The organism is Pseudomonas sp. GLN_2, from assembly GCF_043106005.1.
Classification (GTDB): Bacteria; Pseudomonadota; Gammaproteobacteria; order Pseudomonadales; family Pseudomonadaceae; genus Aquipseudomonas; species Aquipseudomonas alloputida.
The window spans coordinates 18320-41349 of sequence record NZ_JBICMC010000028.1 but is presented as its reverse complement, the minus strand read 5'-3'; the positions used below and the strand labels follow the sequence as shown (position 1 = coordinate 41349).

Below are 23030 nucleotides of genomic sequence, written 5' to 3'. Positions count from 1 at the left end.
AGACCGTCATAGGGTTGGGTGGGAGGCGCAATACCCTGCAGGGCCTGGGGTTTCTTTGAGTCCCCCATCGCACGGCATTGCAACTCTCAGTACACTGCACGTTCCAACACCAACATCCGTTGAACTCGAGGTTTTTGCATGACGCTCAGTCCTTTGGCAGGCAAGCCGGCTCCGGCCAGCGTGCTGGTCGATATTCCCCGGCTGCTTACCGCCTATTACACGGGCCGCCCAGACGCTGCCGTGGCGGCCCAGCGCGTGGCCTTCGGCACCTCGGGGCACCGGGGCAGTTCGCTTGAATTGAGTTTCAACGAGTATCACGTCCTGGCCATTAGCCAGGCGATTTGCCTGTACCGCCAGGAAAAAGGCATCGATGGCCCGCTGTTCATCGGCGCCGATACCCACGCCCTGTCAGCGCCGGCGACCGCCAGCGCCCTGGAAGTGCTGGCCGCCAACGGCGTGCAGGTGATGCTGTCCAAGGATGACGAATACACGCCCACGCCGGCGGTTTCCCACGCCATCCTCTGCCACAACCGTGGCCGCACGCAGGGCCTGGCTGACGGTATCGTCATCACCCCGTCGCACAACCCGCCGCAAAGCGGTGGCTTCAAGTACAACCCGCCCAACGGCGGCCCGGCCGACAGCGACGTGACCAAGTGGATCGAGGGCAAGGCCAACGAGCTGCTGGCGGCTAACCTGGCGGGCGTCAAGCGCATGGACCATGCCCAGGCGCTGCAGGCGCCGACCACCCACCGCCACGACTACGTCAGCAACTATGTGGCCGACCTGGAAAACGTCATCGATTTCGATGTCATCCGTGGCGCCGGGTTGCGCCTGGGCGTCGACCCGCTGGGCGGGGCAGGGGTACGCTACTGGTCGGCCATTGCCAAGCACTACCAGCTGGACCTGGAAGTGGTGAACACCGAGGTCGACCCGACCTTCCGCTTCATGACCGTCGACTGGGACGGCCAGATTCGCATGGACCCTTCCTCACCGTATGCGATGCAGGGCCTGATAGGCCTGCGCGAGCGCTTTGACGTGGCCTTCGCCTGCGACCCGGACCACGACCGCCACGGCATCGTCACCCCTGACGGCCTGCTGCAACCCAACAACTACCTCGCCGTGGCCATCGACTACCTGTTCCGCCACCGCCCGCAGTGGCGCACCGACGCCGCCGTGGGCAAGACCGTGGTCTCCAGCGGCCTGATCGACCGCGTTACCCAACGCCTGGGCCGCGATCTGTATGAGGTGCCGGTGGGCTTCAAGTTCTTCGCCCAGGGCCTGTTCGACGGTTCGCTCGGTTTTGGTGGCGAAGAAAGTGCAGGGGCTTCGTTCCTGCGCCGCGATGGCTCGGTGTGGGCCACCGACAAGGACGGGTTGATCCCGGCCTTGCTGGCCGCCGAAATGACCGCCCGTACCGGGCGTAACCCGAGCCAGGCTTATGCCGACCTGACCGACGCGCTGGGCAAGCCGTTCGCCACCCGTGTCGAGGCCAAGGCCGATGCGCGGCAGAAGGCGTTGCTGAGCAAGCTGGCGCCGGAGCAGGTGAAGTCGACCGAACTGGCCGGTGAGCCGATCGTGCAGATCCTCAGCCACGCCCCAGGCAATGGCCAGGCGATTGGCGGGCTTAAGGTGATGACGGCCAATGGCTGGTTCGCCGCGCGCCCGTCGGGTACTGAAGACATCTACAAGATCTACGCCGAAAGCTTCATCGACGAGGCGCATTTGCAGCGTCTGGTGCAGGAAGCACAAGTGCTGGTCGATGAAGCCATTGCCTGACCGGTAACAAACCGCTTGGTTCTGTGGTGTGATGTAAATTAGAATTAATCTTATTTACTCCGCCGCAGGACCTTCCTCATGATCGACGCCGCGCCGCCAGCGGAGCCTGGCCTGCCTGCCCTGTACCGGGAGCATCGCGGCTGGCTTGAAACCTGGCTGCGCCGGCGTATGGGCAATGCCTGGGATGCCGCCGACCTCAGTCAGGATACTTTTCTGCGCATTCTGGCCAGCGCCCAGCCGCTGGCAGACATACGCGAACCGCGTGCCTACCTGCTGACCGTGGGCAAGCGTTTGCTCAGCAACTTCCACCAGCGACGTAGCCTGGAGCAGGCCTACCTTGATGCCTTGGCGCAGTTGCCCGAGCAACACGTGCCGTCGCCAGAACAGCGCTGGGTACTGCTCGAAACCCTGCAGGCACTGGATGAGTTGCTCGACGGCCTCAAGCCGCCGATACGCAAGGCCTTTCTCTGGAGCCAGCTGGAAGGCTTGGGCTACGCCGAGATTGGCCAGCGCCTGGGCGTCTGCCAGCGCTCGGTGAAACGCTACATGGCGCAGGCTTACGAACATTGCCTGTTGGCCGAGTTGCAATGAGCCCCCACCCCCCAGAAACCCGCGAGGCGCTGCGTGCTGCAGCCCGTTGGCTGGCATTACTGGATTCTGGCGACGCAAGCGAAGCTGACCTGCAGCGTCTGGCGCAATGGCGCGCCAGCAGTCACCTGCACGAAGATGCCTGGCAAAAGGCATCGCTGTTGCGAGCGCGGTTTGCCGGGTTGCCCGGCGCATTGGCGATGGCCGCCCTGGATCGCCCGGATGCCGGTCGTCGGGCACTGCTCAAACAAGCCCTGGGTGTGTCGGCGTTGTTGCCGGTGGCCTGGCTGGTGAGCCGTGAGCTGCCGCTGGATGCCTGGACCGCCGACATGCGCACCGCAGTAGGAGAGCGCAGGCAGGCACTGCTGAGCGACGGCACCTTGTTGCAGTTGAACACCGACAGTGCGGTCGATATCGAGCGGGGTGCAGGCCGCGTGGCACTGCTGCGCGGTGAAGTGGCCGTCAGCGTGCCCGCTAACCTGAGCCTCACCTTGCAGGTGCCTTATGGCCGGGTGGTGCTCAGTGAGGGCGAGGCGTGCCTGCGCCTGCTTGATGAGGCCTGTCGGGTGTCGGCGATCAAGGGGTCAGTCAGCCTGCAGCCGTTGCGTGGTCCAGCCGTGATGCTACAGGCCGGCCAACAGGCCAGCTTGCAGGCGGCCGGCGTTGGCCCTGTCAAAGCGTTCGACGCATGGCAACTGGGCTGGCGCGAAGGTGCGCTACGGCTGGACGACCGCCCGCTGGGCGAGTTGCTGCACGAACTGCGCAGGTATCGCCCCGGCGTACTGCGCTGGGCACCAGAACTGGAGCGCTTGCGTGTTACCGGCACGTTCCGCCTTGACGACACCGACCGGGTGTTGGCCCTGCTCGCCGCCAGCCTGCCGTTGCAGGTGCAGACCCGCACGCGTTATTGGGTGAGCCTGGCCGCACGAGAAAATCGAGCATGAGGCTGTCCCCTTTTTTTCACTCGCCGGTCATTACCGGTAGGAGAAAATAAAAGGGGAGCCTTGTTCAATGCCTGCAGTAAAATCCTGCCGCCTGCGCCCACTGGCGCGCGCAGCACATCCATTGTTCGCGATAAGCCTGCTGTTGTGTGCACCCGCCTGGGCCGATGAGCCGGCCCGGCGTACGTTCCAGGTGGCGCCAGCCAGCCTGGGTGCCGCTTTGACCCATTTCGCCGACCAGGCCGGTGTCAGCCTTTCGCTGGACCCGGCATTGGTAGAGGGCCGGCAAAGTAACGGCTTGTCCGGTCGTTACAGTGTCGATGAAGGCTTCAGTCAGTTGCTGCGCAGTAGCGGCCTGCAGGCGCTACCAGTGGGTGAGGGGGCCTTCACCCTGATGCCAGGCCCCCAGGCCAGTGGCGCGCTGGAAATCGCCCCCACCCGCATCGTCGGCGGCCTGGCCGCAGGCAACGAAGCGCAGCCGTATGCCGGTGGCCAAGTGGCACGCCAAGGGGCACAAGGCTTGCTCGGTTCACGCGACTTCATGGAAACCCCGTTCAGCATCACCAGCTACACCAGCGACCTGGTCAAGAACCAACAGGCGCGCACCTTGGGCGAGCTGATTGCCAGTGACCCTTCAGTGCGTGCCACCAACCCGGCGGGCGGGCGTTTCGAGCAGTTCACCATTCGCGGCTTCAGCCTGTTCAACAGTGATGTGGCCTACAACGGTCTTTATGGCATCTTGCCGACGTATTCGATCGACATGGAAATGGCCGACCGGGTCGACATCATCAAAGGCCCCAGCCAGTTGATCAACGGCATATCGCCGCGTGGCAGCGTGGGCGGCGGTATCAATGTGCAGCCCAAGCGAGCCGCTGACAAGCCGATCACCGAATTCACCGGCAGCTACGCCTCGGCCGGCCAGGCTGGCAGCGCAGTGGACATCGGCCGTCGCTTTGGTGAAGGCCAGCAGTTCGGCGTGCGCTTCAATGGGGTGAAGCAGGCCGGTGATACCGAATGGGACCACCAGCGCGTCGACCGCGAAATGGCGGTGCTGGGCCTGGATTTTCGAGGCGAGCGCCTGCGTCTCTCGGCAGACCTTGGCCACACCGAGCGCGATACCGACGCCCCGCAGGAGCGTGTGCTGGTCGGTGCCAATGCCAAGGTGCCCAATGCCAATGATGTACGCCACAACTACGCCCAGGCCTGGAGCAAGGCGCGTACCAATGACACCTTCGGTGCGCTGAACGCCGAGTACGATATCAGCGAATCGCTGCTGGCCTATGGTGCGGTCGGTGCGCGCAAGAGCAACCACGACTTCCTGCGCCATAACGTGTCGATCACCAACGATGCTGGCGACTTCACCGTGCAGCCGCGTGACTTTACCCGGGACGAGTCGGTGCGCACCGCCATGGCCGGTTTGCGTCACTGGTTCCATACCGGCCCGGTGAGCCACGAACTGAACCTGGCCGCCACCTATTACTACATGGACTTCACCAACGGCGGGGCGCGCTATGCCTCGGCGCCGAGCAACCTCTACAACCCGGTTGCCGCACCGACACCCGGTACGCCAACCCGCCTCGACCCCGAGGTCTACACGGAAAACCGCTTCTCCGGCGTGGCCCTGGCCGATACCCTTGGCTTTTTTGACGACCGCCTGCTGTTGACCCTGGGTGCGCGCTGGCAGCGGGTGCAGGTGGATGACTGGAGCGACGGCGTGAAAGGCGATACGGGCTATGACGAAGAAAAGGTCTCGCCTTCTGGGGGCGTACTGCTCAAGGTCACCGACCAGCTCTCGTTGTATGCCAACTACATGGAGGGCCTGAGCCAAGGCAAGATCGCCCCCTCGACCTCGCTCAACGAAGACCAGATCTTCCCGCCGTTCACCAGCCGCCAGATCGAGGTGGGTGCCAAGTACGACCTCGGCCAGGTGGCCTTTACTGCCAGCGCCTTCCGCATTCGCCAGCCGGCCTACGAGACCAACCCCGCCTCGCGGGTGTTCGGCCCCAATGGCAAGCGTGACAACCGCGGCATCGAGCTGAGTGTGTTCGGTGAGCCGGTGCAGGGCGTGCGGGTGTTGGGTGGGGTGATGTATATCGACAGCGAGCTGACCGACACCGTCGGCGGTGCCTACGATGGCAACCGTGCGCCGGCCACGCCCGAATACAACGTCAATCTGGGGGCTGAATGGGACGTGCCAGGGGTGAGCGGGCTGACCTTCACAGCGCGCGGCATTCACTCCAGCTCGCAGTACCTGGACCAGAACAACAGCAAACGCATCGACGGCTGGGAGCGTTATGACGTGGGTGCACGTTATGCCTTCAAGGTGGACGCCACCGAGGTTACCTTGCGGGCCAGTGTCGAGAATGTGCTCGATGATCGCTACTGGAGCTCGGCAGGGGCGTCGGATGACAGTGAGCCGGGGTTGACCCTGTCCACCCCGCGGACCTATCTGCTCTCGGCTACGGTCGGCTTTTAAACCGAACCCTTGTATACCCAGCGGGAGCGGACGTGCCCGCGAATCTGGCGACTCGGTGCATGGCACCGGCTTCGGCAGCGTTCGCGGCTGAAACCCTTCCCACAGGGGGGCAGTTGCGTAGCTGATCAGCCCGGCGCAAGCGCCCGGCCCAGCTTCTGCGCCTGCCCCTGCAACACCCGCATCAACTGCAGCGCTGCATGCGAGGGCGGCTCGAAGCGCGAATAGACGAAGCTGATATCGAAGTGAATCTCATCGGCCAACGGCACCACCGCCAGCCCGCTGTCCTGTGCAACGAACTCGTCGATCACGCTGATGCCCATGCCTTGCTTGACCAACGCCACAGCCTCGTTGGCATTGGTGAACGACAACAGTGATTTCAGTTGTAGCCCGCGGCGCCCGATGTGTTCGGCCAACAGCTTGCCAAACGGCATGTCGGGCCGGAACAGCAGCAACGCATGGCCCTCCAGCTGCTGCAGGGTCAGCGCGGGCTGACCGGCCAAAGGGTGACCCGGCGGCATCACCACTACCATGCGTCCACGCATGAACGCTTGCGAATGCAGGTGGTCGTGCACCACCGGCAGGGCGGCGATCGACAGGTCGACCTTCTTCGACACGATCTGGTTGGGCATTTCACCCATCAACGAGGTTTGCCACTCGATATTCAGTGACGGTGATTCACGCTTGAGCTGGGCCAGGGCCATCGGGATCACCACCGTGGACAACGATGCACTGCACGAGATACGCAACTTGCGCTGGCCGCCAGCGCCCAGCGCCAGGGCACACTCGTTGACCTGCAACGCTGCCTGGTACACCCGCTCGACCTCGCGAAACAGCACCTGCGCTTCGGCCGTCGGCACCAGGCGGTTGTTGACGCGCTCGAACAGCGGGTAGGCCAGGCGCGCTTCGATGTACTGGATCAGCTTGCTCACCGCCGGCTGCGACACATACAGCAATTTGGCCGCCGCACTGATCGAGCCCGTCAGCATCACCGCCCTGAACACTTCCATGTGCCGCAGCTTGAACACCATGGGGCTTGCGTCCGCGCCTTCGTTGCCAAGCAGCATGTGTATTACCTTCGGTTATGGTTTTCGCCATCTGGGTATGAGCGTCAAAGCCGGCCACACAGTATCGTTAATCCCAGCCTAACTGCCCTTGCGGCGCACAATAACAAGATCTGCAGACAAGCGCAGTGGCGCTTGACGGGAGTGCTGCGTGAACATATTTGACGAAGCGAAGATCGATTGCCATAACCATTTGTTTGACCCCGCCCGTTTCCCCTATCACCCCGATGCACCCTACGCGCCCTCCGGCCAGGAGGTCGCCACCCAGGCGCAGTTCACCCGGGTGATGGAGGCTTACGGCGTGCAACATGCCTTGCTGGTGGGCCCCAACAGCGGCTACCACACCGACAACCGCTGCCTGCTGCATGCCTTGGCCAGCGGGCAGGGGCGGTTCAAGGGGGTGGCGGTGGTCAAGGCGGACATCAACCTCGACGCGCTGGCGGCGTTACAGGCGCAAGGCGTGGTGGGTATCGCCTTCAACCCCGCGCTGTACGGGGTAGCCAGCCTCAAGGGCGTTGACGGGCTGTTCGGCAAGCTCGCCGAGCTTGGCATGTTCGCCCAGCTGCAGGTGTGTGACGACCAGTTGCTGGACCTGCACAGCCTGCTGCAAGGCTCGCAGGCTCGTCTGTTGATTGACCATTGCGGCCGCCCGGATGTCGCTGCCGGTGTCCAGCAAGCCGGCTTCCAGGCGTTGCTGCGGCTGGCCGACAGTGGCCGCGCCTGCGTGAAGCTGTCAGGCATGCAGAAGTTTGCCGCAGCGGATGCCTTGTTCGAACAGAGCAGTGCATACGTGCAGGCCCTGCTCGAAGCCTTTGGCGCCCAAGCCTGTGTGTGGGGGTCGGACTGGCCGTTCATTCGCCAACCCGCGCGGGTGGACTACGGCCCGCTGCTGAAGCTGGCCGAGCGCCTGATGCCGGATGCCCGGCTGCGCCGCACAGTAATGTGGTACACCCCTCGGCGATTGTTCGGGTTTGCCTAGCCCCTCCGTTGTTTGCCCTTCCAACAACAAGCGCGCAATCGTGATGAACACTGAACAGAACACCCGTCCCGGGCGGCATCCTCCATGGCCTGGAGGATCGTCTCGGCTAGCGCCCCAAAGGGCATGTGACCTGCGTCGCTTGCCGGATATTCCTTCTGTCGAAAATGGAGCTGAACAATGAGCCAGTACCTGCAAGGCCAAACCGCTATCGTCACCGGTGGCATGCGTGGCATCGGCCTGGCGATTGCCCGCCGCTTGCATGTCGCCGGCGCCCAGGTGGTGATCTGGGACCTTGCCGTCGATGGCTGGAACAGCACGGAAAACGGCTTCGAGCCGGTGCTGCGCCAGGCAGTGGATGTGTCGTCGCTGGCCTCGGTGGAGGCGGCTTTTGCCCAGACGCTGGCGCGTTTGGGGCAGGTGCAGATCTTGGTCAACAATGCCGGCATCAACGGCCCGGTGGTGGCGTCTTGGGAGTACCCGCCAGAGGCCTGGGACAAGGTCATCGCCATCGACCTGAACGGTGTGTTCTATTGCTGCCGTACCGCCATTGGGCACATGCGTGAGCGCGGCTACGGGCGCATCGTCAATATCGCCTCCATGGCTGGCAAGGAGGGTGTGCAGTACATCTCGGGCTATTCGGCAGCCAAGGCCGGGGTCATCGCCTTCACCAAGGCGGCAGCCAAGGAGCTGGCGCAGGATGGCGTGCTGCTCAACTGCGTGGCACCGGCGATGGTCGAGACGCCGCTGATGGCCGAGATGACGGCCGAGCATATTGCCGCGAGCAAGGCCAAGATCCCCATGGGGCGCTTCCTCAAGGCCGAGGAGATTGCCAACATGGTCAGCTGGATCGCCGGGCCTGAGTGCAGCTTTACAACTGGCTTTGTGTTTGACCTCAGCGGCGGGAGGGCGACCTACTGAATGGACTGGGTGTGGTACGCCCGATGGCGTTGGAGCTGCGCCGGGTAGCCAGCCACGCGCGAACTGCGGGCGACGTTTCAGTGTGCAAGTGCCGTCGTCCGTTGGCGTGCCCGCACCTCAACGCTTGCAAGCAGCGGCACGGGCAACCCAGGCGTGGCTGGACGGCAGGTGGCAGTCACCACCCGCCATTCAGGCCTGCGGTCATTGCTGATCGGGTACCACGGCGATCACGTCGATCTCCATCAGCCACTCGGCCTGGGCCAACCCGGCTACCACCAACCCGGTGGAAATCGGGAACACGCCCTTGAGCCACTTGCCCACCTCCTTGTACACCGGCTCGCGGAAACGCGGGTCGGTGATGTAGGTGGTGGTCTTGACGATGTGCGACAGGTCCGAGCCGGCTTCTTCAAGCAGTTGCTTGACGTTCTTCATCGCCTGTTCGGTTTGTGCGCGCGGGTCACCCAGGCCCACCAGCTTGCCTTCGAAGTCGGTACCGACCTGGCCACGCACGTAGATGGTATTGCCCGCCCGCACGGCCTGGCACAAGTCGTTGTCCAGGGTCTGGTTGGGGTAGGTTTCCTTGGTGTTGAACATGCGGATGCGAGTATGGGTAGGCATCAGTGGGCTCCGAGGGTGCTGACATTGCTGATCTTGGCGGTTTGCTGCTCATCCGCTGCGCGTTGCTCGCGGTCGCGGTAGGCGGTGTAGGTACGTTGCGTGGCAATGTGGCCGGCGACGTGCTTGGCGTCGTGCCACACCCCCCAGATGAACGATGAACCACGGCGCGACAACCACGGCAGGCCGAGGAAGTACACGCCCGGTTCACGGGCCACACCACGCTGGTGCTGGGGCTTGCCGTTGGCATCGAAGGTGTCTACCTGCAGCCAGCTGAAATCCACGCCATAACCGGTGGCCCAGATGATGCTGCTGACGCCGGCCTTGGCCAGGTCCAGCTGCTGCAGCGGGTTGCGCATGCACTCCGGGTCGGCCAGGCGCTGGCGGGCTTCGGGCTCTTCCGGCAGGTCCAGGCCGTTGCGTTCGATGTAGGCATCGGCCGCATCCAGCAGGGCCAGGTAGTTGTCGTCGCCGCGGTTGATGTTCTCGACCAGGTTGTCCTGGAAGTGCGCGACGCCGTTTTCGAACGACTGGGTCAGGCCGACCAGGGTCATGCCCTGGTGGGCGAGGGCGCGGAAGTCCACGGTGTGGCCACCACGGGCGCCGCTGACCGCGATGGTCACATGCTCGCGACCGGGCTTGGCAATTTCCGCGTCCCACTCGCCCAGCACGCCCAGCCACCAGCAGAAGTCGCGGTTGCGGTAGGCACGCGGCGGGCGGTCGTGGGCGCCGACCGACAGGTACACCTGGCGCCCGGCGCGCATCAGCTCTTCGGCAATCTGCACGCCGGAAGAGCCGGCACCGACCACCAGTACCGCGCCTTCAGGCAACTGCTCTGGGTTGAAGTAAGCGGCGGAATGAATCTGGTGCAGGTTGCTGTCTTTTGGCGCGATGGCCGGGATCACCGGTTTCTGGAACGGGCCGGTGGCAGCCACGACGCGATTGGCGCGAATCACGCCTTCACTGGTGTCGATGGTGAAGCCAGGGCGGTCGCTGTTACGCACCACGCGCTTGACTTCAATGCCGGTGCGCACGGGCAGGTTGTACTTGCGTACGTACTGCTCGAAGTAGTCGGCCACCTGGTCCTTGCCGGCGAATGCATCGGCGTCGAGGTTGAATTCCAGCCCCGGGAAGCGGTCGTGCCAGGCCGGGCCGTTGGCGACCAATGAGTCCCAGCGGCCGGTACGCCAGGCCTGCGCGATGCGGTTGCGTTCCAGCACCAGATGCGGCACGCCAAGCTTGCTCAGGTGTTCGCTCATGGCCACGCCGGCCTGGCCGGCGCCGACGACGAGGGTGTCGATTTCGAGGTTGTTCAGTGTCATGTCCGAGCCCTTGTTCAGGCGGTTTTTGTCAGGTCGGTTTGGAGGACCGCCGTTACCTGGAGCCAGACTAGGGATGCCGTGGAAATGGCGAAAATAGTATTTAGCTGGTGCTTGCCGATAAAACGGCGAAGGCCTTGAGTTCTCTGGCCTGTGGGGCAGGTTGGCCGGGTGGGTGGCGTGGTTTTTCGAGCGGGTGCGGAGGGCGGGCCCTTGAGCCTAGTTTTTTCCTGCCTACCCCCTCGGAAAAAGGTCGTTTCGCCCGCCCGAAGGTTCCACTCAGAATGCCGTGTATCGCACAGCACAACAGGAACCATGACATGACGTTCTCCATCATCGGTCGTTGCCAGGAAACCGGCCAGGTCGGTATCGCCATCAGCTCGTCGAGCATCGCCGTGGGTGCCCGTTGCCCCTGGGTGCGTGCCGGTGTGGGCGCGGTCTCGACCCAGAACATCACCCTGCCGGCGCTGGGCCCGCAGATTCTCGATGCCCTGGAGCATGGCCAGTTGCCGCCCGCCGCTGCGCTGGACAGGGTGCTCAGTGCCAATGGCTGGAGTGAGTACCGCCAGGTCACGGTGATCGACAGCCACGGCCAGGTGGCCCTGTTCACCGGGCGGGAAGCCTTGGGCACACACCATGCAATGGCCGGCGAACAATGCGCGGCGGCTGGCAACCTGCTGTCCTCGACCCAGGTGATCGAAGCCATGGTGCTGGCCTTCGAGCAGGCCGGCGGCCACCTGGCCGACCGCCTGCTGGCAGCCATGCACGCGGCGATGGCCGCGGGTGGCGAAGCAGGGCCCGTGCACTCGGCGGCGCTGAAGATTGCTGGCGAGCTGACCTGGCCGCTGGTGGACCTGCGCGTCGATTGGGCCGACAGCGACCCGATCGGTGTGCTCGATGGCCTGTGGCAAGCCTATCGCCCGCAGATGCAGGATTACGTCACCCGCGCCCTCAACCCGACCGCCGCGCCAAGCTATGGGGTGCCGGGCGATGAGTGAATTTGCCAGTCGCGCGCTGCTGGCCCGGCTGATCGGCTTTGCCACGGTGAGCCGCGACTCCAACCTGGCGCTGATCGGTTTTATCCGTGATTACCTGGCCGAGCTGGGGGTGGAGTGCGAGCTGTTCCATAACCCGGAGGGCACCAAGGCCAACCTGTTCGCCACTGTCGGCCCCAGGAATGTTGGTGGTGTGGTGCTGTCTGGGCATACCGATGTGGTGCCGGTGGATGGCCAGGCCTGGACGGTCGAGCCGTTTGCCCTGAGTGAGCGTGACGGCCGCCTGTATGGCCGCGGCACGGCCGACATGAAAGGCTTTATCGCCTCGGTGTTGGCTGCTGTGCCCGCGTTTCTCGCGCAGCCGTTGCGCATGCCGGTACACCTGGCGTTTTCCTACGACGAAGAAGTCGGTTGCCTGGGCGTGCGCTCGATGCTGGCTGCCCTCGAACAGCGCCCGTGTAAACCACGGCTGTGCCTGATCGGTGAACCCACCGAACTCAAACCGGTGCTGGGGCACAAGGGCAAGCTGGCAATGCGTTGCCAGGTGCAGGGCGCAGCGTGCCATTCGGCGTACGCGCCGTATGGGGTGAACGCCATCGAGCATGCGGCGAAACTGATTGGCAAGTTGGGTGACATCGGCGATGCCCTGGCACAGCCGGCCCATCACGACGAGCGCTTCGATCCGCCGTTCTCCACGGTGCAGACCGGGGTGATCAAAGGGGGCAGGGCGCTGAACATCGTGCCGGCCGAGTGCGAGTTCGACTTCGAAGTACGCGCGCTCCCAGGGTTCGAGGCGCAGGCGGTGGCCGACCAGTTACAAACCTATGCTGAAGCCGAGTTGCTGCCGCGTATGCGCAAGGTCAATACCGCCAGCGCCATTCGCCTGACGCCGCTGAGTGCCTATCCGGGGCTGGCGACACCGGAAGACAGCGAGGCTGCGCGTCTGGTGGCGCTACTCAGCGGCTCGGATACGTTCGGCACGGTAGCGTTTGGTACCGAAGGTGGCTTGTTCGACCAGGCGGGCATCCCCACCGTGGTGTGCGGGCCTGGCAGCATGGACCAGGGCCACAAGCCGGATGAGTTTGTCAGTGTCGAGCAGTTGCGCGGCTGTGATGCCATGCTGCTGAGGCTGGTGGACTACCTCAAGCAGGCTTGAGGGTTGCGACGGTGGATGGGGCCGCAGTGCGGCCCCGGTGACTCAGAAGGTCGCCTTGACCTGCAGGCCAAGCACCAGTGCATTGTCGATGTCTTTGCCCGAAAACGCCCCTGGCTCGATGATGTATTGCACATCCGGGCGCAGGTTCAGCCATGGCGTGGCCTGGTAGCCGTAGCTCAGTTCGATCAACTGCTCTGCGCTGTCGATATCCGGGAACTGCTGGCCAGCGTTGAACGCTGCATCCTCCAGCACATCACGGCTACGCGGGTTGGGCACGGCCCGGCCGTAACCCAGTGCCACGGTATCTTTCGGGCGGCCTTCGAATGGCTTGTACAACACCACGCCGGCGCCATACCACTTGGTGAACGGCGAAGCGGCCTTGCTCGACGCCGAGTACTGGCCGAACGCGTGCAGGCTACGGCCAGGCGAGGCCTGATCGTTCCACACCGCCTGGTCGACCAGCAGGTAGTGGCCACCGCGGCCAGACACTTCGTCGTCGCTGCCGATGCGTTTCACGTCGGAGCTGTCGTAGTAGTAGCCCAGCTTGTACTCGCCTGGCAGTTCACCCTGCAGCTTGTATACCAGTTCTACCGGTACCACGGTGCCGGTGGTGTGCTTGGGCCCCAGGTGCCAGGCGCGGCTGGAGTTGCCGTTGCTCTCGGGGTCGACGTTGAACGCCGCCACGCGCAGTTGCCAGGCAGGTGACAGGTCGTACTTCACGCGCACGCCGAGGTGGGCGTTGGGGTAGTTGGTCCAGCCGCTGCCGCCGGACATGTTCAGCGGGTGGCCGCAGAAGCCGGCGTTCATGAAGTTGCACAGGATGCCGCTGTCCAGGCCGCCGAGGTCGTTGCCCATGGCCATGTAGCCGAGCTTGACGTTGAGCGCCGGGGTGAACAGCGTGCGCTCGTAGCTCAGCTCGGTCAGGCGGGTGTACAGGCCGCCGAAGTTTTCCTGGATTGGCAGGCGGTTGCCTACCAGGTCTTCCGAGGCGCTGTTACCGCGACGGTCGTTGATGGTCAGCTGGACCTTGCCGCCGTTGTCCAGGCCGTACAGTTTCGACAGGTCGAACTGCACGCCCAGCTTGACGTTCTGCGAATAGCGCGCCGAACGGTGCAGGCCACCGTGGGCGTTGTAGGCGGTTTCACCGCTGTAGTCGCCGGTGATCTTGACGCCGTCTTCTTCGAGTTGATGGCGCAGGCCGCCCCAGTCACCGGTCAGGGTGCTGCGGGTCATGAGGTCGTCGCTGGCAAGGGCAGTGGTGCTGGCCAGGGCCAGCAGCAGGGTGGGGGTGATGCGAGTTGCGGATGGCATTACAGAATCTCGGGTTGTCTTTGAGGGGCATTCGTGGGCAAGCCCGCTCCTACTGGGGCCTTGTAGGAGCGGGCTTGCCCACGAAGCAGGCGACGCGGTTTTACGGCAGAGCGTAAGAAATCACATAGTCGCCACGGTCAGTCGACTGGCGGGCGCCGCCAGCAGTGATCACCACGTACTGCTTGCCGGTCTTCGGCGAGACGTAGGTCATCGGGCCGCCCTGGCTGCCTACTGGCAGGCGAGCCTTCCAGATTTCGTTACCGTTGCTGCTGTCGTAGGCACGCAGGTAGAAGTCCTGGGTACCGGCGATGAACACCAGGCCGCCCTGGGTAGACAGGGTGCCGCCCAGCGTTGGCAGGCCGATCTTGATCGGCAGGTGCATGCGGATACCGAGCGGGCCGGTGTCTTCAACGGTACCCACCGGCACTTGCCAGGCCACCTGGCGGGTTTTCATGTCGATGGCGGTCAGGGTGCCGAACGGCGGTGCCTGGCATGGAATGCCGGCGACCGACAGGAAGCGGTTCTTGTTCACGGCATACGGGGTGCCCTTGAGCGGTACCGCGCCCATGCCAGTGTTCAGTGCTTCGCCACCGGAAGCCGCGCCACCTTTGTTCTGCGACGGGATCATCTGGATCCACAGGCCCAGACGCATGTCGTTGACGAAGATGAAGCCATGTACCGGATCGGTAGAAATGCTGCCCCAGTTCATGCCACCCAGCGAACCCGGGAAGCTCAGCGACAGGTCGGTACCCGGCGCGGTGTACAGGCCGTCGTAGCGCATCTTCTTGAAGTCGATGCGGCACAGCAGCTGGTCATACGGGGTGGCACCCCACATGTCCGATTCGGTCAGAGTCTGCGCGCCGATCTGCGGCATGCCCACCGACTTGGGCTGGGTAGAGGCGTACGGCTCGTTCGGGATGTTGCTTGGCTTGACCGGTACTTCGTCGACCTGGGTCAGCGGCTTGCCGGTGGCGCGGTCGAGCACGTAGATCTGCCCGGCCTTGGTGCCGATCACCACCGCAGGTACCGACTGGCCGTCGTCCTTGGTGAAGTCGATCAGGCTTGGCTGCATGGGCAGGTCGAAGTCCCAGAGGTCATTGTGCACGGTCTGGAACACCCATTTCTGGTTGCCGGTGGTGGCGTCCAGGGCCAGCACCGAAGCGCCGTAAGTGTGGTCCAGTTTGCTGCGCTCTACGCCGTAGATGTCGGTGGACGACGAACCCATGGGCAGGAACACGGTGTTCATCGCCGGGTCGTAGGACATCGGCGCCCAGCTGTTCGGGGTGCTGCGCACGTAGGTGCTGTCGGCCTGTGGTGCCTGGCGATCTTCCGGGTTGCCCGGGTCGAAGGCCCAGCGCATTTCACCGGTGATCACGTCAAAACCACGGATCACACCGCCTGGCATGTCGGTCTGGACGTTGTCGGCAACACGGCCGCCGACCACCACGGTAGTGCCGGCCATCAGCGGTGCCGAGGACAGCTGGTAGTAGGAGTCCGGTACATCACCCAGGCCGGCCTTGAGGTCAACCTGGCCATTGTTGCCGAAGCCCTGGCAGAACTCGCCGTTGTCGGCGTCCACGGCAATCAGGCGGCCGTCGATGGTGTTGGTCAGCAGGCGACGCTGGCAGTTGGCACCGGCCGCTACGCTAACGCCGGTGATCGGCGAGCTGTTCGGCTGGGTTGGCTGGGCGATGGCAGCAGTGGCGTCGAAGTAGGCCATGCCACGGCAACGCTGCCAGACCTTGGACTGGGCGTTGATTTCGTTCTTCCACAGCTCTTTGCCGGTGTCGGCATCGAGTGCGATCAGGTTGTTGTGCGGGGTGCAGATGAACACCTTGCTGCCGATCTGCAGCGGGGTGAGCTGGTCTTCGGCACCGTTGCCGTCACTGATCGCGACGTCGCCGGTGTGGTAGGTCCAGGCCACTTTCAGCTTGTTGACGTTGTCACGGTTGATCTGGTCCAGCGCGGCGAAGCGGCTGCCACCTTCGGTGTTGCCGTAGTGGGCCCAGTCTTTCTGTTCCTTGCCGGCTTCGACCGGGGTCATGCCCGGGCCCTTGCCGGTGGGGGCGACGCTTGGGTGGGCAACGAACATGTTGCCGACAGCGATCACCAGTACCACGGCCATTACCCCGGCTACGCCGTACGCACCGCGCCCGGCGCTGGCGCCGTTGGCACGCGCCAGCAGCGGGTAGACCAGCGCCACGACCATGCCGATTGCACCGAACATGAACAGGCGCGAGAACAGCGGCCAGAACACCAGGCCCGCATCGATCAGTGCCCAGATGGCAGTACCGACCAGGAATACGGCATACAGCCAGGCGCCCGCCTTCTTGCGGCGAGCAATGAGGACACCGGCGATGGCCATGGCCAAGCCGCCGATCAGGAAGTACCAGGAACCGCCCAGACCGGCGAGCTTGACGCCGCCAGCAGCGAGGAGGAGGCCGAGCAGGGCGATGATCACGCCCAGGCCGACCAGGATGAAGTGTGTGGCGCCAGAGGCGCGCGGTGTTTCTTTCATGCCAGGGATCTCAGCAGGTGGAATGCGCGCAGTTTAAGCCCTTAGCTTGCTAATTAACAAGTTGGTACATAATTGAGCGAGGCTGATTGTCGCAGGGCTGAACTTACGAAGATGTGGCTAAAAGTATAGATAAGGTGCTGAAAAACGCATTCAACGGGGCGTTTATGACGCCTCTTCGATTTGTATTCATGCTTTGGTCGTAAGCCCAACCTTGCACGGCGACGGGACAACTGCGCCTTGTGCACGGGCAGGCATGGCCCCTTCAGGCTGGCCATGGGGTGCTGCTGCTATAGAACACCGCGAGCCAGATGGTGGCCTTGCCGGGCGCGGTCCATTCCACGCGGTGGCGGTCGTGCGGGGGGATGTCCAGACAATCGCCCGGCGCCAGCAGGCGGGTGTGGTGCTCGTGCTCGAAACGCAGGGCGGCAGCACCACTGAGCAACATGATCCACTCGCCTTCGGCCTGGTCGTACCAGAAGCCGGGTGGGCTGGCCTGCCCGCTGGAGACGATACGCTCCACGCGGATGCCCGGGCGGCTGAGCAATTCGTCGACACGTTCGGCGCTGGCGGGATCGCAGGGCGGTAGGGCGGTCAGCAGGTTGTTCAGGGTCATGGTAAGCCTCCTTGGAAATGGGTGGATTCCACTATGGACGCAATTGCCTTGGCGCGCGCGGCTTGACCCGCCCGGCTGTTTGTAAGAACTTTCCGAGTTTTGGAAGACGGGCTGAACATGGACAAGTTGCTGGCGATGAAAATGTTCGTGGCCACTGTCGATGCCCAAGGCTTTTCTGCTGCCGCGCGCAGGCTAGGGCTGGCGACATCGTCGGTGACACGTCTGGTCGATGCCCTGGAAGCGTCGCTGGGTGCCACCTTGCTCAACCGCTCGACGCGCCAGGTCAGCCTGACCGAGGCCGGCGCCCGTTACTACCAGCGGGCACGGGGCATTTTTGAAGCACTGGACGAGGCGGATGCCAGCATCGCCGATCGCGGCGAGGAGCCTGTGGGTGTGCTGCGCCTGAGCCTGCCAGTGGAGTTCGGCCGGCGGGTCATCGCCCCGCACCTGGGGCCATTCCTGGCGCAGCACCCGGCACTGGAACTGGACATCGACCTCAGTGACCGGCTGGACGACTTGCTTGACGGGCGCTATGACCTGTCGATTCGCCTGGGCGACCCCTCGCCCAATGACGAGTTGGTGTGCCGCCGGCTCGGCCGTTTTCAGCGTTGGCTGGTGGCCAGCCCGGCTTATCTGGCAGGGCGTGAGCCACTGCAGCATCCCCGGGAGTTGCTTGACCATGCCTGCCTGCGCTTTCGCTATGGGCAGAAAGCGCGCCCCTGGCGCCTGACCTGTGGCCAGGACAGCCTGGAACTGGACGTAAGTGGGCCACTGCGCAGCGCCAATGCCGACATGTTGCGTGAAACGGCACTGGCAGGCAGTGGTATCGCACTGCTGGCCGACTGGCTGGTGCGCGAGGATGTGTTGGCAGGGCGCTTGCAGCGGGTCTTCCCCGACTGGCAGGCCAGCCCTGGCATGGCCAATAACAGCATCAATGCCCTGTATATGCCCAACCACCGGGGCTCACGGCGGGTAAACGCCTTCATCGACTTTTGCGAAAATTTGCTCATACACGGCAACTAGTGTTGCGCAGCGCGCAAAGCCGCTTTGCGCCACCGCCGGATTCTCGACGCTGACGTCCACGGGTAAGGTGGCCGACATATACCCACCCCTTGTCGAGGAACTTCGCATGAACCCCTCCCTTGCGACAGCGCAACCGGCCGCCGCCAGCCTGAGCCGGGCTCTGGTAGTGCTGCTGGCGTTCTGCTGCGGCGCGATCGTCGCCAACATCTACTACGCCCAGCCCATCGTCGGGCTGATCGCCCCGGACCTGGGGCTGTCCACCGAGCATGCCAGCCTCATCGTTTCGCTCACGCAGTTGGGCTATGCCCTGGGCCTGTTATTGCTGGTGCCGCTGGCCGACCTGTTGGAAAACCGCCGCCTGATGGTGGCCACCGCGGTCCTGGCCTGCGTCAGCCTGCTGCTGGCGGGCACCAGCAGCAGTGGCCAGGGTCAGCTGTTCCTGGGTTACGCATTGCTGATCGGCTTCAGTTCAGTGTCGGTGCAGATGCTCATCCCGCTGGCGGCGCATCTGGCGCCGGAGCAGCAGCGTGGTCGTGTGGTCGGTAACATCATGGGCGGCTTGCTGCTGGGCATCCTGCTGGCGCGACCGCTGTCGAGCGTGGTGGCCGACCACTTCGGCTGGCGTGCGGTGTTCATTGGCGCCGCCGCGGTAATGCTGGCGATCATCCTGTTGCTGTCATTGACCTTGCCGCAGCGGCGGCCCGAGCACAAAGCCAGTTATGCCGGGCTGATGCTGTCGCTGCTCACACTGCTGCGTCGTTATCCGCTGTTGCGCCAGCGTTCGTTGTACCAGGCATTGATGTTTGCAGCGTTCAGCCTTTACTGGACGGCAGTGCCGATGGCGCTTGCCGGTGAGCATGGCCTGTCACAAAGCCAGATCGCTGTGTTCGCCCTTGTCGGCGCGGTGGGTGCCGTTGCTGCGCCCCTGGCCGGCCGCCTGGCCGATGCCGGGCATGCCCGGGCCGGCTCGCTGCTGGCGCTGTTGCTGGCGCCGGCGGCCTTGTTGCTGGGGCTGACAGTGCCGGGATACAGCGTGATTGGCCTGGGCCTTACCGGCGTGTTGCTGGACTTTGCGGTGCAGATGAACATGGTCATCGGCCAGCGTGAAGTGTACGCACTGGACCCTGCCAGCCGCGGGCGGCTGAATGCGGTGTACATGACCAGCATCTTCCTCGGCGGGGCGCTGGGGTCGGCGGTGGCCAGTGCGCTGTTCAGCCAGTTTGGCTGGCATGGCGTGGCACTGGTGGGGGCGGGGTTGCCGGGTGTGGCGCTGGTTGTGTTTCTACTCAAAGCACGCCGGGGTTGAACCGTTACGCGGTGGTGGCACGGGTTTCACCCGTGTTCGCGGGCCCGCTATCGGCCAAGCGGCAGCGCCAGGCCAATCAAGGCAAACAGGCTTCCGCAGCAGCGATTGAAACCTTTGCCACCCTTGGCCAGCCATGGCCGAATGCGAAACGCCAGGCGCGCCAGCAGGTATTCGACCAGGCACTCGACGCTGGCAAAGGTCGCGGCCATCACCGCAAATTGCAGCACCAGCCCTCGCTGTGGGTCGATGAACTGCGGCAGGAAGGCACCATAGAACAGCAGCACCTTGGGGTTCGCCATGGCCGAAAGCAGGCCCTGGCGAAACAGCCCGGCATTGCCCAGCCGCGCGTTGTGCGCGGTCAGTTCCAGCTGCAGGCCTGGACTGCGCCACAGCTGAATGCCCAGCCAGATCAGATAAGCCCCACCCACCCACTTCAGGACGCTCAGCACTGCCGCCGAGGTCTGTAGCAGTGCGCTGAGGCCGAACATGGTCAAGGCGATGAGGGCGCTGAAACCCAATACCCCGCCCACGATGGTGAACAGCGTTCGCCGTGCGCCATAGCGCGCGCCATGGGTCAACGCCAACAGGCTGTTGGGCCCCGGGGTCAGCGACAGGCCGATGCTGGCCAGCAGGTAGATGAGCCAGGTGTCCAGTGCCATGTTGAAAATTGCCGTGTTCGAGAGAAGGCGACAGTCTATGGCGCAACGCTCAAGCTGGAAGAGTATTATCTGGTCATACAAGAGTCTTTTCTGGACATGGTTTCATGCCGCCCGACATCCGCTTGCTGATCATGCCGTTACCGGATTTTGCCCTGCTGCCGTTTGGCGCCTTCCTCGACAAATTGCGCTTCAGCGCCGACGACGAGGACTATAGCCAGCAACGCTATTGCAGCTGGACAGTGGCGGGGCTCAGCCTCGAACCGGTACCGTCGAGCAGTGGCGCGGTGCTGCAGGTCGAGGCCATTGCCGATCAGCTCGACCTCGCCCTTTTCGACTACCTGGTGGTGTTCGGTGGTCGCAGTGCCATGGCCACCGCGGCGCTGGCGCCACGTTACCAGGCGTTGCTCAGGCAGGCCGCCAAGGCGGGAGTCAAGCTGGTGGGGGTCGACAATGGCGCCTTCCTGCTGGCTGCCTGCGGCCTGCTGCAGGGGCACAAGGTGGTGGTGCACTGGCGTCACGAAGCCGAGTTTCGTGCTGCTTTTCCGCAGTTGCAGCTGCTGCGCGAGCAGTTGTACTGCATCGATGGCAACCGCATCACGTGCGCCGGTGGCACTGCCGCCATAGACCTGGCCGTTGCACTACTGTCACGCGCTTGCGGGCGAACCCGTGCGCTCAAAGGGCTGGCTGACATGCTGGTGGACGAGACCCGCGACAGCCGTCACGCCTTGCGCTCGCTGGAGCTGGGTACTGGTCAGGGGCGCCAGGTGCAACGGGCGCAAGCACTGATGCGTCATCACCTGGGCACGCCGTTGGCCGTGGAGCAACTGGCCGCAGAACTGGGCATCAGCCGGCGTCAACTGGACCGGCAGTTCCAGGCCAGCCACGGCATGAGCACCAAGGCCTGGTGGCTGGAGATGCGCTTGCAGCAGGCGCGCTGGCGTTTGCTCAACTCCAGCCACAGCCTGGCGCAGATTGCCGATGAGGTGGGCCTGGGTGATGCCAGCTACCTTGGCAAGTGCGTGCGGCGTCGGTTTGGGTGTACGGCCCTGCAGTTGCGTGCAGGTCATTACCCGCTCACGTGATCTACTGCGGCGTCCCGAACAACCCTGTCCAGTAGATCCCTGCATCGCTCTTGGGGTCTATCGCATAGGCAGCGCCCAGTTCACGGAAGTCCGGATTCATCAGCGTGGCGCAGTGCCCCGGGCTGTCCAGCCAGCCGTTGACGACCTTTTGCGCGGTGTCACGCCCGGCGGTGATGTTTTCGCCGATCTGCTGGTACAGGTACCCGGCCAGTTCCGCCCGGTCACCGGGTGTGCGGCCATCCTTGTCGATGTGGTCGAAGAAGTTCTGGTTGGCCATGGCCCGTGTGTGGTTGGCGGCGACCCCGGCCAGCACTGTGCTCCAGCTCAGTGGCGGGGCGGCGGCAAACGGCTGGCCGCCGCATTGCCGTGGCACCTTGCGCGCGGCGTTGACCTCCTGCAGCACCTTTTGTCCCTCGGCCTGCCAGTCGCCCAGGCGGCCGCTGAGCAGCGGCCGTGCCAGCACGATGCGCCAGTCGCGGCCCTCCTGGCTGACGCCGATATCGACGAATTGCGGGTCGAGCACCACCTGGCAGAAGCTTTCCTCGATGGCATGCATGGCGGCGCGTGCGTCGCGTGGCCCCGACAGACTGATGGCCTGGACGCTGACCATGGGGTAGGCGGCGCGGGTCATGGCCTGTTGCAGGTCGCGGGTGCCCTCTGGCGACAGCGCAAGGCGTGTGTCGCTGTTGAGCGGCGGCAGTTCCAACGACGCCTCGCCACCGCAGGGCTGGGCCTTGCTGCGGTAGACATTGATCGAGTCGATCAACTGCGCCTCTTCGCCGGTGGCTGCCAGCGCCCCGGTCGAAACGACCAGGCCCAGTGACAAGGCGACAACGGATGTCAGGACGCGCATGTGGATCTCCCTATGACTGGCAGCGTCGTGGTGTGCGCTGCTCATCCTACACAAGACCGGCGCTTTTGGCCCGAGGTCGTGCAAGGCAATGAAACCACCGGCAATCGTTACTGGCGGCAAAAGAGGGGGTAGACCCCTGGCCGGTGGAAAAGTGCGGTCAGTTGCCAATCATTCGCATCGGGCCAGCGTTGTCTGCCGTTTACGCGTCAATGGGCCAACGCCTGGTTCGGCTTGTAGAACAGGAAGTGGGTGGTCTGCGCGGTCTTGCGATAAGCCTTCGCCCAGTCGGGGCGCACCGTGCGATCGTGAAAGTACAATGCGCCGCCGGTGGGGTCTTTCAACTGCTGGTTCAGCGCCTTGCGTGCGATCTCTTTGGCAACGTTGTAGCGTTGCGGTTCCTCGACCTGGTCCGGGCGCCCGTCACACCACCATGAGAACTGACAGGACTTGGTCTCTACCCCCTGTTTGACTACCGCGCAGATGGTATCGGGAAAGCCATCGTGGCCCAGGCGGTTGAGCACCACACTGGCCACCGCGGTCATGTCTTTGGCGTCGGCGCCCTTGGCTTCCCAGTAGATGGTACGTGCCAGGCAGGTGATGCTGTCATCCAGCGGCGCCTGGCCAGCCGGGTCCACTGCCTGCGTTTCGCCTGGGGTCAGTTTCTCTGCCTTCCTGGGGGGCGGCGCCTCTTCGACGACCTTTTCTTCAAGCACTGCGGCCTTGTCCTCGGCAACGGCGGCCTTGGCTGGATCAGCGGCATACAGGGGGCCTGCGAGCAGGGCCGAGGTCAAGCCGATCAGCATCAAGTGAAGGCGCATGGGCACATTACCAGGCGGTGGGC

At 64.1% G+C, this 23030-nt stretch carries 20 protein-coding genes; 11 read left to right on the top strand and 9 right to left on the bottom strand.

Going from position 1 to position 23030, the window contains the following annotated elements:
• The first annotated feature begins 138 nt into the window (after window positions 1-138).
• From pgm to ACF8Q6_RS07915, 4 genes are all read left to right on the top strand, one after another.
• Entirely contained in the window at window positions 139-1776 is a 1638-nt protein-coding gene (gene pgm / locus ACF8Q6_RS07930) for a phosphoglucomutase (alpha-D-glucose-1,6-bisphosphate-dependent) (RefSeq protein ID WP_003247749.1), read from the top strand.
• A gap of 78 nt (window positions 1777-1854) precedes the next feature.
• Window positions 1855-2367, top strand: coding sequence for a sigma-70 family RNA polymerase sigma factor (locus tag ACF8Q6_RS07925; protein WP_392489752.1), 513 nt, complete (start codon window positions 1855-1857; stop codon window positions 2365-2367).
• Window positions 2364-3308, top strand: coding sequence for a FecR domain-containing protein (locus tag ACF8Q6_RS07920; protein ID WP_392489751.1), 945 nt, complete (start codon window positions 2364-2366; stop codon window positions 3306-3308). The genes ACF8Q6_RS07925 and ACF8Q6_RS07920 overlap by 4 nt, the downstream gene beginning before the upstream one ends.
• A gap of 67 nt (window positions 3309-3375) precedes the next feature.
• Window positions 3376-5781 (top strand): TonB-dependent siderophore receptor, encoded by a 2406-nt coding sequence (locus tag ACF8Q6_RS07915; protein WP_392489750.1) that lies wholly within the window; start codon window positions 3376-3378, stop codon window positions 5779-5781.
• Window positions 5782-5906: 125 nt separating this feature from the next.
• Here the strand turns inward: ACF8Q6_RS07915 and ACF8Q6_RS07910 are convergent, their stop codons facing one another.
• A complete protein-coding gene (locus ACF8Q6_RS07910; protein ID WP_392489749.1) occupies window positions 5907-6845 on the bottom strand; it encodes a LysR family transcriptional regulator in 939 nt (312 codons plus the stop codon).
• A 148-nt stretch (window positions 6846-6993) separates the two neighbouring features.
• Here ACF8Q6_RS07910 and ACF8Q6_RS07905 point away from each other — a divergent pair, with 148 nt between their 5' ends.
• Together ACF8Q6_RS07905 and ACF8Q6_RS07900 are read left to right on the top strand one after the other, a co-directional pair.
• The gene (locus ACF8Q6_RS07905) at window positions 6994-7821 is read left to right on the top strand and encodes an amidohydrolase family protein (protein WP_392489748.1); all 828 of its coding nucleotides are present in this window, start codon (window positions 6994-6996) and stop codon (window positions 7819-7821) included.
• A 177-nt stretch (window positions 7822-7998) separates the two neighbouring features.
• A complete protein-coding gene (locus ACF8Q6_RS07900) occupies window positions 7999-8739 on the top strand; it encodes an SDR family NAD(P)-dependent oxidoreductase (protein WP_392489747.1) in 741 nt (246 codons plus the stop codon).
• 201 nt (window positions 8740-8940) lie between these two features.
• Here the strand turns inward: ACF8Q6_RS07900 and ACF8Q6_RS07895 are convergent, their stop codons facing one another.
• The gene (locus ACF8Q6_RS07895; RefSeq protein ID WP_014590706.1) at window positions 8941-9357 is read right to left on the bottom strand and encodes a RidA family protein; all 417 of its coding nucleotides are present in this window, start codon (window positions 9355-9357) and stop codon (window positions 8941-8943) included.
• Window positions 9357-10676: an NAD(P)/FAD-dependent oxidoreductase gene (locus tag ACF8Q6_RS07890; protein WP_274144523.1), complete on the bottom strand. Its 1320-nt coding sequence runs from the start codon at window positions 10674-10676 to the stop codon at window positions 9357-9359. The genes ACF8Q6_RS07895 and ACF8Q6_RS07890 overlap by 1 nt, the downstream gene beginning before the upstream one ends.
• 317 nt (window positions 10677-10993) lie before the next feature.
• Here ACF8Q6_RS07890 and ACF8Q6_RS07885 point away from each other — a divergent pair, with 317 nt between their 5' ends.
• Together ACF8Q6_RS07885 and argE are read left to right on the top strand one after the other, a co-directional pair.
• Window positions 10994-11671, top strand: coding sequence for a DUF1028 domain-containing protein (locus ACF8Q6_RS07885; protein WP_010954425.1), 678 nt, complete (start codon window positions 10994-10996; stop codon window positions 11669-11671).
• Window positions 11664-12824, top strand: coding sequence for an acetylornithine deacetylase (gene argE / locus ACF8Q6_RS07880; RefSeq protein ID WP_392489746.1), 1161 nt, complete (start codon window positions 11664-11666; stop codon window positions 12822-12824). Before ACF8Q6_RS07885 ends, argE begins: the two co-directional genes overlap by 8 nt.
• Window positions 12825-12866: 42 nt before the next feature.
• Here argE and ACF8Q6_RS07875 read toward each other — a convergent pair whose 3' ends face one another.
• The 3 genes from ACF8Q6_RS07875 to ACF8Q6_RS07865 all read right to left on the bottom strand — a co-directional run bounded on the left by ACF8Q6_RS07875 (window position 12867) and on the right by ACF8Q6_RS07865 (window position 17266).
• A complete protein-coding gene (locus tag ACF8Q6_RS07875) occupies window positions 12867-14135 on the bottom strand; it encodes a carbohydrate porin (protein WP_392489745.1) in 1269 nt (422 codons plus the stop codon).
• A gap of 100 nt (window positions 14136-14235) precedes the next feature.
• On the bottom strand, window positions 14236-16653 hold the full coding sequence (locus ACF8Q6_RS07870; RefSeq protein WP_392493991.1) for a glucose/quinate/shikimate family membrane-bound PQQ-dependent dehydrogenase: 2418 nt from the start codon (window positions 16651-16653) through the stop codon (window positions 14236-14238).
• 262 nt (window positions 16654-16915) lie between these two features.
• The gene (locus tag ACF8Q6_RS07865; RefSeq protein WP_392493990.1) at window positions 16916-17266 is read right to left on the bottom strand and encodes a cupin domain-containing protein; all 351 of its coding nucleotides are present in this window, start codon (window positions 17264-17266) and stop codon (window positions 16916-16918) included.
• 117 nt (window positions 17267-17383) lie between these two features.
• Here ACF8Q6_RS07865 and ACF8Q6_RS07860 point away from each other — a divergent pair, with 117 nt between their 5' ends.
• Window positions 17384-18289 (top strand): LysR family transcriptional regulator, encoded by a 906-nt coding sequence (locus ACF8Q6_RS07860; RefSeq protein WP_276217095.1) that lies wholly within the window; start codon window positions 17384-17386, stop codon window positions 18287-18289.
• 106 nt (window positions 18290-18395) lie between these two features.
• Window positions 18396-19595, top strand: a complete 1200-nt coding sequence (locus tag ACF8Q6_RS07855; protein ID WP_392493989.1) for an MFS transporter — start codon at window positions 18396-18398, stop codon at window positions 19593-19595.
• A 47-nt stretch (window positions 19596-19642) separates the two neighbouring features.
• Here ACF8Q6_RS07855 and ACF8Q6_RS07850 read toward each other — a convergent pair whose 3' ends face one another.
• Window positions 19643-20254, bottom strand: coding sequence for a LysE family translocator (locus tag ACF8Q6_RS07850; RefSeq protein WP_392493988.1), 612 nt, complete (start codon window positions 20252-20254; stop codon window positions 19643-19645).
• A gap of 104 nt (window positions 20255-20358) precedes the next feature.
• On the opposite strand from ACF8Q6_RS07850, the gene ACF8Q6_RS07845 reads away from it, so the two are divergent.
• Window positions 20359-21336, top strand: a complete 978-nt coding sequence (locus tag ACF8Q6_RS07845) for a GlxA family transcriptional regulator (protein WP_392493987.1) — start codon at window positions 20359-20361, stop codon at window positions 21334-21336.
• A 1-nt stretch (window position 21337) separates the two neighbouring features.
• Here the strand turns inward: ACF8Q6_RS07845 and ACF8Q6_RS07840 are convergent, their stop codons facing one another.
• Window positions 21338-22189, bottom strand: a complete 852-nt coding sequence (locus tag ACF8Q6_RS07840; RefSeq protein ID WP_010954417.1) for a CAP domain-containing protein — start codon at window positions 22187-22189, stop codon at window positions 21338-21340.
• Between the two features lie 206 nt (window positions 22190-22395).
• Window positions 22396-23007, bottom strand: coding sequence for a cell wall hydrolase (locus tag ACF8Q6_RS07835; protein ID WP_392493986.1), 612 nt, complete (start codon window positions 23005-23007; stop codon window positions 22396-22398).
• Between the last annotated feature and the right edge of the window lie 23 nt (window positions 23008-23030).

Bases quoted from the DNA above. Each gene is read 5' to 3' on its own strand.
- ACF8Q6_RS07915 (WP_392489750.1), top strand. From the start codon at position 3,376: ATGCCTGCAGTAAAATCCTGCCGCCTGCGCCCACTGGCGCGCGCAGCA.
- ACF8Q6_RS07835 (WP_392493986.1), bottom strand. From the start codon at position 23,007: ATGCGCCTTCACTTGATGCTGATCGGCTTGACCTCGGCCCTGCTCGCA.
- ACF8Q6_RS07920 (WP_392489751.1), top strand. From the start codon at position 2,364: ATGAGCCCCCACCCCCCAGAAACCCGCGAGGCGCTGCGTGCTGCAGCC.
- ACF8Q6_RS07895 (WP_014590706.1), bottom strand. From the start codon at position 9,357: ATGCCTACCCATACTCGCATCCGCATGTTCAACACCAAGGAAACCTAC.
- argE (WP_392489746.1), top strand. From the start codon at position 11,664: ATGAGTGAATTTGCCAGTCGCGCGCTGCTGGCCCGGCTGATCGGCTTT.
- pgm (WP_003247749.1), top strand. From the start codon at position 139: ATGACGCTCAGTCCTTTGGCAGGCAAGCCGGCTCCGGCCAGCGTGCTG.
- ACF8Q6_RS07925 (WP_392489752.1), top strand. From the start codon at position 1,855: ATGATCGACGCCGCGCCGCCAGCGGAGCCTGGCCTGCCTGCCCTGTAC.
- ACF8Q6_RS07840 (WP_010954417.1), bottom strand. From the start codon at position 22,189: ATGCGCGTCCTGACATCCGTTGTCGCCTTGTCACTGGGCCTGGTCGTT.
- ACF8Q6_RS07875 (WP_392489745.1), bottom strand. From the start codon at position 14,135: ATGCCATCCGCAACTCGCATCACCCCCACCCTGCTGCTGGCCCTGGCC.
- ACF8Q6_RS07860 (WP_276217095.1), top strand. From the start codon at position 17,384: ATGGACAAGTTGCTGGCGATGAAAATGTTCGTGGCCACTGTCGATGCC.
- ACF8Q6_RS07855 (WP_392493989.1), top strand. From the start codon at position 18,396: ATGAACCCCTCCCTTGCGACAGCGCAACCGGCCGCCGCCAGCCTGAGC.
- ACF8Q6_RS07870 (WP_392493991.1), bottom strand. From the start codon at position 16,653: ATGAAAGAAACACCGCGCGCCTCTGGCGCCACACACTTCATCCTGGTC.
- ACF8Q6_RS07900 (WP_392489747.1), top strand. From the start codon at position 7,999: ATGAGCCAGTACCTGCAAGGCCAAACCGCTATCGTCACCGGTGGCATG.
- ACF8Q6_RS07845 (WP_392493987.1), top strand. From the start codon at position 20,359: ATGCCGCCCGACATCCGCTTGCTGATCATGCCGTTACCGGATTTTGCC.
- ACF8Q6_RS07865 (WP_392493990.1), bottom strand. From the start codon at position 17,266: ATGACCCTGAACAACCTGCTGACCGCCCTACCGCCCTGCGATCCCGCC.
- ACF8Q6_RS07890 (WP_274144523.1), bottom strand. From the start codon at position 10,676: ATGACACTGAACAACCTCGAAATCGACACCCTCGTCGTCGGCGCCGGC.
- ACF8Q6_RS07910 (WP_392489749.1), bottom strand. From the start codon at position 6,845: ATGCTGCTTGGCAACGAAGGCGCGGACGCAAGCCCCATGGTGTTCAAG.
- ACF8Q6_RS07850 (WP_392493988.1), bottom strand. From the start codon at position 20,254: ATGGCACTGGACACCTGGCTCATCTACCTGCTGGCCAGCATCGGCCTG.
- ACF8Q6_RS07885 (WP_010954425.1), top strand. From the start codon at position 10,994: ATGACGTTCTCCATCATCGGTCGTTGCCAGGAAACCGGCCAGGTCGGT.